Annotated in this window: 8 protein-coding genes; 3 read left to right on the forward strand and 5 right to left on the reverse strand. The window is 43.9% G+C overall.

Annotated elements, in window-relative coordinates; genetic code table 11:
• Positions 1 to 75 precede the first annotated feature (75 nt).
• Positions 76 to 3612, reverse strand: coding sequence for a transcription-repair coupling factor (gene mfd / locus ACYSNU_RS14770; RefSeq protein ID WP_461737963.1), 3537 nt, complete (start codon positions 3610 to 3612; stop codon positions 76 to 78).
• Positions 3613 to 3687: 75 nt separating this feature from the next.
• The gene (pth, locus tag ACYSNU_RS14775) at positions 3688 to 4248 is read right to left on the reverse strand and encodes an aminoacyl-tRNA hydrolase (protein WP_461737964.1); all 561 of its coding nucleotides are present in this window, start codon (positions 4246 to 4248) and stop codon (positions 3688 to 3690) included.
• 561 nt (positions 4249 to 4809) lie between these two features.
• Here pth and ACYSNU_RS14780 point away from each other — a divergent pair.
• Positions 4810 to 5781, forward strand: coding sequence for an L-lactate dehydrogenase (locus ACYSNU_RS14780; RefSeq protein WP_461737965.1), 972 nt, complete (start codon positions 4810 to 4812; stop codon positions 5779 to 5781).
• 141 nt (positions 5782 to 5922) lie between these two features.
• Positions 5923 to 7317 (forward strand): L,D-transpeptidase family protein, encoded by a 1395-nt coding sequence (locus tag ACYSNU_RS14785; RefSeq protein ID WP_461737966.1) that lies wholly within the window; start codon positions 5923 to 5925, stop codon positions 7315 to 7317.
• 61 nt (positions 7318 to 7378) lie between these two features.
• Here ACYSNU_RS14785 and ACYSNU_RS14790 read toward each other — a convergent pair whose 3' ends face one another.
• The 3 genes from ACYSNU_RS14790 to ACYSNU_RS14800 all read right to left on the reverse strand — a co-directional run bounded on the left by ACYSNU_RS14790 (position 7379) and on the right by ACYSNU_RS14800 (position 12359).
• Complete coding sequence (locus ACYSNU_RS14790) at positions 7379 to 8137, reverse strand: amidohydrolase family protein (RefSeq protein WP_461737967.1); 759 nt, start codon at positions 8135 to 8137, stop codon at positions 7379 to 7381.
• A gap of 211 nt (positions 8138 to 8348) precedes the next feature.
• Positions 8349 to 11021: an aconitate hydratase AcnA gene (acnA, locus tag ACYSNU_RS14795; RefSeq protein WP_461737968.1), complete on the reverse strand. Its 2673-nt coding sequence runs from the start codon at positions 11019 to 11021 to the stop codon at positions 8349 to 8351.
• A gap of 21 nt (positions 11022 to 11042) precedes the next feature.
• Positions 11043 to 12359, reverse strand: a complete 1317-nt coding sequence (locus tag ACYSNU_RS14800; RefSeq protein ID WP_461737969.1) for a CitMHS family transporter — start codon at positions 12357 to 12359, stop codon at positions 11043 to 11045.
• A 268-nt stretch (positions 12360 to 12627) separates the two neighbouring features.
• Between ACYSNU_RS14800 and ACYSNU_RS14805 the strand changes: the two genes are divergently transcribed.
• The gene (locus ACYSNU_RS14805; RefSeq protein ID WP_461737970.1) at positions 12628 to 13440 is read left to right on the forward strand and encodes a GntR family transcriptional regulator; all 813 of its coding nucleotides are present in this window, start codon (positions 12628 to 12630) and stop codon (positions 13438 to 13440) included.
• Positions 13441 to 13607 lie beyond the last annotated feature (167 nt).

Raw genomic sequence — 13607 nt, forward strand, 5'->3', positions numbered from 1 at the left:
TTTACCAATTAGCTACTACTTTCTTAATTAGCTATCAATTTACTACAGCTGTGATTTTTCTGCCTTCAGCTATTCTCATTCAACTGTCGTTAATTCTTCGGTACTCTTTAACTGCCGTAGTCCTTTGACGAAGCTACTCAGCTCCTGCAAGAGTTCCGGCTGTGACATGTTTTTACCGATAGTTAACTTGATGACCATTTGTTCTTTTTCAATTCCTAGAGTCGCCTTCATTTTCGTAGCGGCTAAGGCTTCAAAAATCTGCTCCACAGAAAAACGCTTGGTGCCGACTTTGCTCAAGACAACTTGGACGGTCATCTGCTGTTTGCGGATGGTTTCTAGTAATGCCCGATCGCCGTCCATCTTCAATTGGCCGATTGCCAAAAGATAGGCGACTTCGTCAGGAAACTCGCCGAAGCGGTCTAAGAGGTCCGCCTCCAGTTCCTCCAGCATTTCTTGATTTTCCAGCTCCCGAATTCGTTTGTAGATTTCGATTTTTTGGCGTTCATCTTCAATGTATTCAGCCGGAATGTAAGCATCAATGCTCAAATCAATCTCCACAGATGTCCGCTGAATTTGGGCATTTTTACCCTGCTTGCGGGCCACCGCTTCAGAAAGCATTTGTGAGTACATATCAAACCCGACGGCATCGATAAAGCCGTGCTGCTGGGAGCCTAAAATATTACCGGCACCGCGAATCGATAAATCCCGCATAGCAATTTTAAAGCCGGAACCCAGTTCGGTGAAATCTTTAATCGCCTGCAGCCGTTTTTCACTGACCTCATTTAAAATCTTTTGCTGCTCATACATAAAGTAGGCATAAGCCACTCGATTGCTCCGACCAACGCGGCCCCGCAATTGATAGAGGGTCGATAGCCCCATATAGTCGGCATTTTCGACAAAAAGGGTGTTGACGTTGGGAATGTCCACGCCGGTTTCAATAATCGTCGTGGTGACTAAAATATCATACTGCCCCTCAATAAAATCAAAGAGGGTGTTTTCCAGCTGCACCTCAGTCATTTGACCATGGGCAAAGGCGATATTGGCCTCTGGAACTAAAGCCTGCAGCTCCTCTACCTTTTGTTCAATAGTATCGACGCGATTATATAAGTAGAAAATCTGACCGTCCCGAGCTAATTCCCGCTCAATTGCCTCACGAATGGCACCAGGATTTTTTTCCATGACATAGGTTTGAATCGGATAGCGATTTTCCGGCGGTGTTTCAATCACCGATAAATCCCGCACTCCCAGCATTGACATGTGCAAAGTCCGCGGAATTGGTGTCGCTGTCAAGGTCAGCACATCAACTTGCGAGCGCAATTGTTTCAAGCGCTCCTTGTGCTTAACACCAAAGCGCTGTTCTTCATCAATGATTAACAGACCTAAATCACTAAAGGTAATGTCCTTCGATAAAATCCGATGTGTGCCAACAACGATATCAATCTTGCCTTGTTTTAATTGTTCCAAGGTCTCGTTTTGTTGTTTTTTAGTTCTAAAGCGGCTTAAAAGACCAACATTCACGGGAAAGCCTTCAAAGCGTTCCAGCATGGTTTCATAATGCTGCTGAGCTAAAATCGTTGTCGGCACTAAAAAGGCGACTTGTTTACTTTCTTTGATTGCCTTAAACGCCGCCCGCAAAGCGACTTCCGTTTTACCGAAGCCGACATCGCCGACTAAGAGACGGTCCATCGGTCGTTCCCGCTCCATATCGTGCTTGATTTCAGCGGCACTCCGCAGCTGGTCATCAGTTTCTGAGTAAGGAAAGGCATCTTCAAATTCCTTTTGATACTGGTCATCGGGTCCAAAGGCGAACCCTTTTTCCGCTTCTCTGGCAGCATAGAGCTGAATTAAATCATCAGCGATATCTTCAACCTTAGCGGCGATTTTCCGTTTGGTTTTGGTCCATTCGCTGCCGCCGAGTTTATTAATCCGCGGGCTCTTGCCTTCAGAGGCAACATATTTTTGAATCAGGTTCAGCTGGGTGACGGGAATAAAAATTTTATCATCATTTTGATAAAGAATCGTCATATAGTCTTGGTGGACGCCATCGACCTCTAACGTTTCCATACCGATATATTTCCCAATCCCGTGATTGGCATGCACGACGTAATCGCCGGTTTTTAGCTCGTTATAGCTTTTCAGACGTTCTGCATTAGAAATCGTCTGGCGCTTCGCTCGTTTTTTTGTCGCCTTCTGGAAAATTTCGGTTTCCGTGATCACGACTAGTTTTTCCTGCAACAGCTCAAAGCCGGTCTGAAGATTGCCGGCGACTAATTGCAGCTTGCCTTCAATCAGCTCCTCTGGCTTGGTGACCACACTGGTGACATCAAAGTCCCGCAGCATCTCTTCCATTTTTTTCAGTCGCTCACTGGAGGGTAGTAAAATCACTACGGTCTGCTGTTGTTTTTGCCAGCGGTCGATTTCGACTTTTAAGAGGGGCATTTGCCCGAAAAATTGCTGCATACTGCGGTATTGAAAATTGTAAATCCCTTGAAAGCGTAGATTGCCCATCCCCTTTTGAAAAAGGGAGAAAAAGCTGGTGTTCAGCGTTGATTTCGTCAATAGCTGATGGACATCGCCGCCAAAACTCTGTTCTGGAAAAATTCGCAGCTCTTCAATTTTCAACGTCTGCCATTCTGCTGCTTCCCGCTCAATTTCTCGATTGGTTTCCATGACCCGAGAAAAATCATCGACAAAAAGCAAACTGCCCTCTGTCACATAATCTAGTAAAGTCGTTGCCTCTTGATAGAGAAACGACGGATAATAATTAGCTTGTTCACCGGGAACTCCTTGTTCCCAAGAAGCAATCAGCTGACCGAAATAATCGGTTAAAAAGTTTTGGTCAACTTTTTCTTTGGTAATGGCCAACCTTTTTTCCAAAGCTACCTGTAAATTGGCGACACCTGTCTTAAGATTATCAGCTGAAAATACCAGCTCAGAGGTGGGACTGATGGTGATTGTCTCCAGCGTTTCCACTGAACGCTGGGTATCGGCATCGAAAAAGCGCAGCGAATCCAGCTCCACGTCAAATAACTCCCCCCGCACCGGATAAGCTGTATCAAGGGGATAAATATCAATAATGCTGCCGCGAATACTAAATTCGCCAGGGCGGCCCACCATCTCTTGGCGCTCATAGCCCATTAGTACTAGTTGTTGAGGCAAGTTATCAAAGTCGATTTCAGTGCCGACCTGCCAATTTAAATGGGCGGCCTGCCAAGTATTTTTTTCCGGCAGCTGCTTGCGTAAAGCAGCCACTGGGACGATGTAGATGCCCCGTTCCTCCGCTGCTAAAGCATTCAATGTGATGACCCGATTGGCTTTGGCTTCAGGAGAGGCAAAGGCCATTTCCGCTGACATGACTTCGTCCACCGGGAAAATATGAACTTCATTTTCCGGCAGCACATTTAATAAGTCCTCCATTAATTGATTGGCGTAATACAAATTTGGAGTGACGACCACAATGCTCCGCTGCATTTTTTGGTAGGCGGCGACAAAGGCCAGCATTTTGGCGCTGCTGGAAAGGCCCGTCAGCAGCTCGCGATTATTTTTTTTCGACAACAGCCCAGTCCACTCCTGCAATAAAGGACTGCGGCTGATTAATTCAACCAAATTCATGATAGTGCTCCTCTTAAGGCTGTGATTTTTACCAGCTGATAGTTTTCTACCCGGATAAAAACAACAACTGCTTGATTAATTAAATTTATTCATGGTATCAATAAAATTATTTTGTTCCAAGTAAAACTCGCTGGCGGCCACCGCTTGATCAATGGCGCCTTCGATTAAAGGCAGATCATCTGTGTCAAATGGGCTCAAGACATGATTGACAACACTCATCTGTCCTTTTGGCCGACCGATGCCGATTTTTATTCGATCAAACACATTGTCATTTAAATGGGAAATAATACTTTTCATACCATTGTGCCCACCGGCGCCGCCCTTTTGCCGTAAGCGGATTTTACCGACCTCTAAATCTAAGTCGTCATAAATTACCAACAGCTCCTCGGGGTACATACCAAAATAATTCATTAGGGGGACCACCGCTTTACCGGATTCATTCATAAAGGTCTGAGGTTTCACCAGATATATTTTTTCTCCCTTGAGGAAAAAATTGCCGACCTCGGCTTTAAAGCTGTTTTCTTTAAACGTCACCTGATACTTATCTGCTAAACGATCGACGGTCATAAAGCCGACGTTGTGCTTGGTCTTTTCATATTTACTGCCGGGATTGCCCAGCCCTACAATCATTTTCATTTTCCACCTCGAAGATTATCAGCGGCTTTTTCCCCGCTCCAACACAAAATACTGGATAGCTTCACCGCTACCCAGTTTTTCTTTCAAAATTATAGCATACTCCGCTTAAGAAAACCCTGTTGAGACTTTAAGACTTCGTTAAAATTTTTGGCTGTTAGACAGGGGCAGGCCCTTTCTTCCCACAAGGTATTCTAGCAGCAAATTATTTTCAGCCCACGCCCTAATTCTGTTACATAATTTTCTTGAAAATTTTCTTTTTAATTCCTTTTTCCGATAATTTTCATTTAAAAATGGAAAATATTGCTCAAGTTTTCATTCTCGTTGTTTCCAATTGGAAACTCCAAGGAAAACTTTACTATTCTGCTATTTTATCAGTTCGTCATTTTTTTCAACTCTTCAAAAAATATCAAAAGGTTAGAAATCGTGAAAAATCACACATGTAAACAATTCCAAAAGAAACAGTTGATAAATCTGTATTATTTTTGCGAGCGTCTGAAGTGACAAGGGCCGTAAATGCTGTTAGTATGTGTAGTGAAATACAACTTGAAAGGATGATCCAACATGACAGATTCTGCAATCAAAAATCATCAAAAAGTAATTTTAGTCGGCGACGGTGCTGTCGGTTCCAGCTACGCTTTCGCATTAGTCAATCAGAACATTGCCCAAGAAATTGGTATTATCGATATAGCTAAAGAAAAAACTGAAGGGGACGCGATTGATTTATCCCATGCCTTGGCCTTCACTTCACCTAAGAAAATTTATGCCGCTGAATACAGCGACTGCCAAGACGCTGATATCGTAGTCTTAACAGCTGGTGCGCCGCAAAAACCCGGTGAAACTCGTTTAGACTTAGTTAGCAAAAACTTAAAAATCAACCGCTCCATCGTGACAGAAATTGTCAATTCTGGTTTTTCTGGAATCTTTTTGGTGGCGGCTAACCCAGTAGACATCTTAACTTATGCCACTTGGAAATTCTCCGGCTTTCCAAAAGAGCGGGTCATCGGTTCAGGAACTTCCCTTGATTCAGCCCGCTTCCGTCAAGCGATTGCTGAATTGGTGGATGTAGATGCCCGAAACGTCCATGCTTATATCTTAGGGGAACACGGGGATTCTGAATTCCCAGTCTGGTCCCATGCCAACGTAGCCGGTCTTCAAATTTATGAATGGATTAAAAACAATCCAGATGTCGATGAAGAAGCAATGGTTAATCTCTTCTTCGGTGTGCGGGATGCCGCTTATACCATTATCGAGAAAAAAGGCGCGACCTTCTATGGTATTGCCGTCGCTCTAGCTCGGATTACCAAAGCGATTTTAGACGATGAAAATTCTGTCTTGCCATTGTCTGTTTACTTAAACGGCGAATATGATCAAGAAGGCATCTTTATCGGTGCGCCGGCGGTTGTTAACCGTTCCGGTATCAAACAAGTGATTGAAATTCCTTTAACCGATGCTGAAAAAGATCGAATGAAGGCTTCAGCTGACCAACTAAAAGAAGTCATCGACCAAGCCTTTGCCCAATTAGACAACGAATAAGCAGCGAGATTTTGACGGCCAGTTTTCCTTTGGAGGACTGGTCGTTTTTAGACGAAGATAAAGTTCTCTACAAAGCTGCCTTTTTATGTTACAATTGTTACCGATTGACATTTTTTTGACTAACTATAAGGAGTTGCTTTTATGAGCAGAAGTGCTAGAAATGCAGGTAAAAAAGGACGCTTGAAAAAAGTTCTTTTAATTGTAATTCCAGCTGTTATTGTTGTTTTACTCGGTGGTTATGCCTTTGGAAGTAATTATTACGCAAGTCGCTTTGAACCTCAGACTTCGATTAACAATATTGACGTTAGCGGAATGACGGCCAATGAAGCTCAGGAAGCTTTAGCAAATTATTACAATGGTCAGAATTTTACGATTACCGATAATGGCCAAGAGTGGAAAACTTTACCGATTGCTGATTTAGGTGTGACAGCTGATACTATTAATCAAATCAGCGCCCATCTACAGGATCAAAATAATTGGGCCTGGGGTACAGCGCTATTTTCCGATAGCGATTTATCGGTTGACAGCCTTTCATTAGATGAAGAAACTTTAAACACGGCTTTGGCTGAAATCACTAGTGAAATCAATACTTTAAATGAAGGCCGCACGGTAACTCAAGATGCGACCATTGTTAAAAACGAGACTGGCTTTAGTGTTCAAGATGCTGTTGTAGGTGATAACATCAACGCCGAAGCTGCGATGGCTGCGATTTCTGAAGCGATTGCCAATGGCAGCTTCACAATCGAGTTGGAAAATTACATCACCCAACCGACCATTACCGCGGACAATGCTGATTTACAAAATCAATTAACCAGCTTAAATAACATTGCCCAAGTCAATGCAACTTATTCAATTAATGGCACCAGCTTCCAAATTCCGACAGAAACAATTGCCGATTGGTTAACTTATACCGACGGCCAAGTTGGCTTGGATAATGACAAAGTGACCGCTTATGTGACTGATTTAGGTACGCAATACAATACGAGCACCAACCCAACCAGCTTCGCCAGCACGCTACGGGGGACTGTTTCAGTGCCAGCCGGTACCTACAGCTGGTCGATTCAAACCGGCGATGAAGTCGCTGCTTTGACAGAACAGATTTTAGCTGGGGAAGATTTCACCCGCACGCCAATTACCAGCGGTGCGACAACTGCCGACCATGCATTAATCGGCAATACTTATATTGAAGTAGATTTAGTCAACCAGCATATGTGGTATTACAAAGACGGCGCTTTAGTCTTGGAAACTGATATCGTCAGCGGTCGACCTTCAATGGCGACCCCAACTGGTGTAAACTATGTCTGGAACAAAGAAAGAAATGCAACTTTAGTCGGTGAAGATTATCAGACACCCGTGAGCTATTGGATGCCAATTGATTGGACGGGCGTTGGGATTCACGATTCCAGCTGGCAAAGTGCTTACGGCGGCGACCGCTACACAACAAACGGTTCCCACGGCTGTATCAATACACCACCAAGTGTGATGGCAACCTTGTATGAATCAGTTTCAGTTGGTACGCCTGTTTTAGTTATTTAATCACTAACCTCAAAACCCCTTAGCATTTTTGCTAAGGGGTTTTTCGTTCTTGGCTTTTGTCCTATAAATACCAGTTTTGTCCGTTTGTCAGTAGAATTTTTTTGGCATCGACGGCTGAAAACTGATCTTGAATCAGTTTGATATCATTGATTGTGAACCGCTCTCTGGCTCTGGTCCCCGGCAAATCACTGCCGAATAATAAGCGGTCTGGGTTTTCGGCAAATAATTGCGGCAGTAAACGGGCAATTTCTTCTCGGGAGTAATCCACCCGCCCAAAGCCGGTCACCTTTACCGCTACATCAGCCGCTAAAAATTTAGCTACACGCTGTGAGTTGGCTTTGCCCATGCCTAAGTGGTCGATGGAAACCTTTGGCAGTTTTAAAATGACGGCTTCCAAATCTGCGGAAACTGTATCTAAATTTAAATAAAATTCCGTCCGCCAGTTGACTAAATCGTAGACTCGACGAGAAAATTTTTCGATAATTTTCAAATCGCTTGCGGCTCCTCGGTATAGATTAAAGCGAAGCCCTTTGACCCCTGCCGCATCCAAACGGAGAATTTCTGCATCAGAGGTTTCTGGCGGCAATTGGGTAATGCCGACAAAGTTCGGTCCGAATTTTTTCAAAACCGCTTCTAAATAAGTTTGATCAAAACCTTGAAAGGAACCGGCGACCACTGCTCCGCCAACCGCTTCTAAGCCGCTAGCTGCCAATTCACCTTGATAATCCTCAACCGTGTAAAACTCCGGTAAAAAGCCGTTATTTTCAATCAGTGGAAATCCCGGTTCAATAATATGAAAATGACTGTCAAAAAGCTGCATGTGTAGCTCCTCCTTTAGATATTGCATGAAATTATTTTCCAAAAATGGAGTTATCCCACAAGTTAAACAGAGAAACATAGCGGCAGCCTTTAATGCTTGTGCTATTGAACCTACCTAAAACGAATACTCATCGCTTCAGGTCGGCCTCTGTAAACTTGTAGGATAACCCCGCTAACTATCTTATCCGTCAAATTTTGACGGTGGTAACCTTTTAGTTCTCTGCAACTTTGTCCTGCAACACCTTGTTTAAAATGCCGCCTAACTGATAATAGGCCAATTCAGCATCGGTATCATAACGCAAAGTCGTCATAAAAGTGACAATTGTCCCGTCAGGTTTGGTTGCAGTTACTCTGACATCTTGTTTTGGTACAAAGTCTGCTGGCAAATCAATGTCAATGACTTCTTCACCGGTTAAACCGTGGGTCGCCGCACTTTCTCCTGACTTGAATTGCAACGGTACTAAGCCCATCATCACCAGATTTGAGCGATGAATTCGTTCAAATGACTCAGCAATAACTGCCTTGACCCCTAACAATTTAACACCTTTTGCAGCCCAGTCGCGGGAAGAACCCATGCCGTAATCTTTGCCGGCTAAAATAACGAGTTCAGTATCCCCTTGAGTATACTGCTGGCTAGCATCGAAAATCGGTAGAATCTCATCAGTCGGGAAGAACTTGGTAAAGCCGCCGATTTTGCCATCGGCTAAAGCATTATTCAGACGCGTATTAGCTAGTGTTCCTCGAGTCATCACATGATGGTTGCCTCGACGGGAGCCGTAGGAATTGAAATCCTTCGGTGCAACTTGATGCTCTTCTAAATAATGAGCAGCTGGTGTACCCAAAGCAATTGAACCCGCTGGCGAAATATGGTCAGTGGTCACGGAATCACCTAATTTAGCTAAAACCCGCATGTTCTGCAAGCTTGGGGTTTTCGTAGTGCCCGCTACTTGTTCATCAAAATACGGCGGATTGGCGATATAAGTCGAGTCTTGCTTCCAATTGAAATTGGTTGAATCCGTCACTGCCAATTTATTCCACTCTTCAGTTCCTGAGAAAATTTCTTCGTAGGCTTCCCGATAGACATCAGAAGTCACATATTTTTTCGTCAGCTCGTTGATTTCTGCTGTCGTCGGCCAAATGTCCTTCAAGAAAACCTCGGCGCCGGCCTCGTTTATGCCAATCGCCTCCTGGTTTAAATTGACCCGCAGATTGCCAGCTAAAGCGTAGGCGATGACCAACATCGGCGAAGCCAAATAATTGGCCTTAATCAGCGGATGAATCCGGCTTTCAAAGTTACGATTGCCGCTTAGAACAGCGCCAGCAATTATCTCAGAATCGACTAAAGCTTTTTCAATAGCAGGCTTTAGTGGACCAGAATTTCCGATACAAGTCGTACAACCATAGGCGATAATATTGAAGCCTAATTGGTTCAAATAAGGCATCAAACCGGCCTCTTCTAGATACCGAGTCACCGCCTGAGAACCTGGAGCAAAGGAGGTTTTAACCTTGGGCGAAATCGTCAAGCCTTGTTCGACGGCCTTTTTAGCAATCAGGCCGGCACCAATCAAGACTTCAGGATTTGAAGTATTGGTGCAGCTGGTGATAGCGGCAATCAACACATCACCGGTTTTTAAAGATTCTGCCTGTTCTAATTCAAAAGCAAATTCCTTGTCTAAATCAGCCGGCGTCCCGCCAAAACCATGATTGCCAAGGGGCGCTGAAACAGCTTTTTCAAAGGCTTCATTTAAATCTTCCAACAAGACTAAATCCTGCGGGCGTTTTGGTCCGGAAAGACTAGGCGAAATTGTCGCCAAATCTAATTCAATCACTTTTGTATAATCGATTTCCGCCGCTGTTGCCGCCGTATAAAATAGAGCATTAGCTTTGGCGTAGGCCTCAATTGCGGCAATCTTAGTTGCCTCCCGATTGGTTAACTCTAAATAGCTTAAGGTCTGTTCGTCAATCGGGAAATAGCCACAGGTGGAGCCGTATTCCGGTGACATGTTGGCAATTGTTGAACGGTCAGCCAGACTCAAGGCTTGGTAGCCTTCGCCAAAGTATTCCACAAATTTGCCGACAACATTATTTTCTCTTAATAAAGAGGTAATCCGCAGCGCCACATCAGTTGCGACAACGCCAGAAGGTAATTGACCAACCAGTTTAACACCAATCACTTCTGGGATACCAAAAATCGAAGGCTCACCCAGCATGCAGGCTTCCGCTTCAATCCCACCGACGCCCCAGCCAAGTACGCCGAGGGAATTGACCATCGTCGTGTGGGAATCAGTTCCAAAAACACTGTCAGGATATAAAATCTGCTCTTTTGATTCTTGAATCACCGGCGATAAGTATTCCACGTTAATTTGGTGGATGATGCCGGTATCCGGTGGAATCGCCCGGAAATTATCAAAGGACTTTTGAGCCCATTTCAACAGTTCATAGCGTTCGTGATTGCGCTCAAATTCCTTTTTAATATTGTAGGCCATCGCTGCCGGTGAGCCTGCTTGATCGACTTGAACGGAATGGTCGATTACCAAATCTACGGGGATTTCTGGATTGATATCCAAAGGGTCTAAGCCCAGCGCTTTTGCGGCATCCCGCATCGAAGCAATATCCACTACACAAGGAACACCTGTATAATCCTGCAATAAAATCCGTGCCGGGTAAAAGGCAATGTCTTCACCGGTGTTTTGTTTCCAATTGCGAAGCTTCGCAATATTTTTTTCCAAATCCGCCGCAGATGATTTCCGCAGCACATTTTCTAATAAAATCCGAATTGCATAAGGTAACGTCTTGATATCCAAATCGTTTTCAGCTGCTGCTGCTTGAATATCAAAGTAGTCGCCATAATTTTCCAGCTGTTTTAAATAGTTAGTCTGACTCATAGTCTCTCTCCTTCGTTAAACCTAAACGGATAATGGCATCAAGCCGAAAATAATTCCTACCACCACATAGATGATAAAAATTCCGATGGCGTAAAGGGCGCTTTTCTTTTGCCATTGCCCCATGTCAACGTCTGTCATTCTCAGTAATACGTAAATAAATGGTACCAATGGACTCAATAAGTGGAAGGCTTGACCCATCAAGGAAGCAAAACCTAATTGCAATGGTGTGAAGCCGTATTGGGCACCAGATTCAGCCAAGACGGGTAAAACACCATAATAAAAGGCATCATTTGATAAGAAGAAGGTTCCTGGTGCGGATAAAATAGCAACAATCAAGCCCCAGTAGCTGCCCATGCTGCTTGGAATAACCGCAGTTAAACTGTTGGCAATGGCATCGTTCATGCCTGTGCCTGATAAAACTCCCATAAAAATTCCGGCAGCAATGACCACCATCGATACTTGACCGGCATCCGGCAAGTTGGCTTCGATGCGGGCCCTTTGATCTTTTAAGTTTGGATAGTTGATAATCAAGCCTAAAGCCATCCCGACAATAAATAAAATCGCAGAAGGAATCGTCCCCATAATCAACAGAATGATAACCGCTGCGGTTAAAATAAAGTTGACCCACAATAATTTTGGACGACGAATGGCTTGCAATTCAGGATCGGTAATCGTAGTCATTTCTAAAAGCATCTCATCGGTAAAGTCCATGATGCCTAGACGTTTCCGTTCTTTTTTACCCATGAAGTAAGCTACTACTACCATGTAGATGGTCGCTGCAATCATCATCGGCACCAAACCACGTAAAACTTCTGACTCATTTAAATTCAAGACGGTAATCACCCGGGCAGTTGGTCCGCCCCACGGCAGTAAATTCAACACGGAGTGGGAAAGAATCGTTAGAACCGCCAAGTCCAGCATACTCATCTTCAGCTTCTTATAGATGGGAACAAAGGCCGAACAGACGATAATCATCGTCGTGGTACCGTCACCATTTAAAGAAACTCCGGCAGACAAGATAACGGTTGCCATCATCACCTTCAAAGGGTCCCCTTTAGCAAAGCGAATCATCGCATTGGACAAAGGATCAAACAAACCGGCATCAATCATTAATGTAAAGAATAAAACAGCGAATAATAGCATAATTGCTGTAGTACTGGTTGTTTTCAGCCCTTCCAAGGCCGCTTCCCCTAAATTAACATCCCAGAGACCGAACAATTGCCCCGCAATCCCAAAAAGTAGCGGAACAGATGCCAAGGCTGCAAAGGGACTTAATTTTTTGGTCATAATCAGCACTAAGAAAGTCGCCACCAGTGCATACGCCATAAATGTAACCATATAAAAACTCCTCACCATTTTTTATGTAGTTGCTTAAGCATCTTTAATATAGCACCATTCATTTTTTCAATGAAAGCGATTTCTGTCCAAAAACTGTACCGCCTGTTTTTTTTCTGTTTTTTTCTGTCTGACGCTTAAAAATAGAAAAAGAAGTTTCAGCAGGCACAGATGAAGCTTTGATGAGTTTTCCCGGTAGGTCTCTTGAAAAAGAATATTAAAGTGTTTATTATAAAGGAACTAATGCCCTTACTGTAAATGGAGGTCAAAAATGAATAAGTATGGATACGAAGAAAAACTGCTGGAGAAAATTGATTTCACTCAGCGCAAGCCCCTTGCCGAAGTTGTCTATCTAGGGTTGAAAGAAGCCATTCTAGACGGCACCTTTCCTTTGGGGGAAAGGATTAATGAAAACAGTCTGGCGGTACAATTGTCAATTTCCCGCACACCGATTAGAAAAGCCCTGAATCGTTTGATTGAAGAAGATTTAGTCGACCACGTCTATGACTACGGCACCTTTGTCAAAAGCGTTAACTTAGATAAAATTCGCGAGATTTACAAAATCCGCAAATCTTTAGAGGTCCTACTCTACGATGAAGTTGCCCGCAAAGCCAATGCAGCCGATTTAGTCTTTTTGAAAAAATCCGTTCAAAAAATGCTCGAATTGGAGGACCAAAACCAGACGGATGCCCTGAATTTAGAACTCAACGACTTCAATCAACGCATCAATGAGATTGCCCAGATGACTACCTTGACGAGCATTTTGTCAGACTTACATACCTACTTCCGCAACTTCCGCAGCTTTTCCTTTGATACGCGGGAGCGCCGCAAAATTGCCACCAAGGAACATCAGATTCTCGTCCAACTCATTGAAGCTAAAGAGGCCGATTATTTAAAACGGGCCGTTGAACAACATATCAGCCACGCCGAAATGGCCGCTATCCAATTTTTTGATTCCCGAGAATTAAAGGCTGAAATGCTAAAAGGTAATTTTTATCAACCAAAAAAATCCGCCTACTGTGCACCTGACTGCCCCATCTTAACCGAAGAAGCTGCTGAGCAGGGCGGTCTTGCCGCAACCTAGCCCAGCTTAACCAAACCCAGTAGAGAGTTGTCCGTCTAAGTGACAATCCTCTGCTGGGTTTATTTTGGTGTGCTGTGTTTTACGTTAGAGAAAATTTTTTTTAAAATCTTGCTGCTTCGCTACAAACCGCTCCTCATCACGCTTCATTCATATTCCATTAAAAATTT

This window comes from Enterococcus sp. LJL120, assembly GCF_054871765.1.

Excerpts from the sequence above, each read along its gene's own strand:
- mfd (WP_461737963.1), bottom strand. The coding sequence starts at position 3,612 with ATGAATTTGGTTGAATTAATCAGCCGCAGTCCTTTATTGCAGGAGTGG.
- pth (WP_461737964.1), bottom strand. The coding sequence starts at position 4,248 with ATGAAAATGATTGTAGGGCTGGGCAATCCCGGCAGTAAATATGAAAAG.
- ACYSNU_RS14780 (WP_461737965.1), top strand. The coding sequence starts at position 4,810 with ATGACAGATTCTGCAATCAAAAATCATCAAAAAGTAATTTTAGTCGGC.
- ACYSNU_RS14785 (WP_461737966.1), top strand. The coding sequence starts at position 5,923 with ATGAGCAGAAGTGCTAGAAATGCAGGTAAAAAAGGACGCTTGAAAAAA.
- ACYSNU_RS14790 (WP_461737967.1), bottom strand. The coding sequence starts at position 8,137 with ATGCAGCTTTTTGACAGTCATTTTCATATTATTGAACCGGGATTTCCA.
- acnA (WP_461737968.1), bottom strand. The coding sequence starts at position 11,021 with ATGAGTCAGACTAACTATTTAAAACAGCTGGAAAATTATGGCGACTAC.
- ACYSNU_RS14800 (WP_461737969.1), bottom strand. The coding sequence starts at position 12,359 with ATGGTTACATTTATGGCGTATGCACTGGTGGCGACTTTCTTAGTGCTG.
- ACYSNU_RS14805 (WP_461737970.1), top strand. The coding sequence starts at position 12,628 with ATGAATAAGTATGGATACGAAGAAAAACTGCTGGAGAAAATTGATTTC.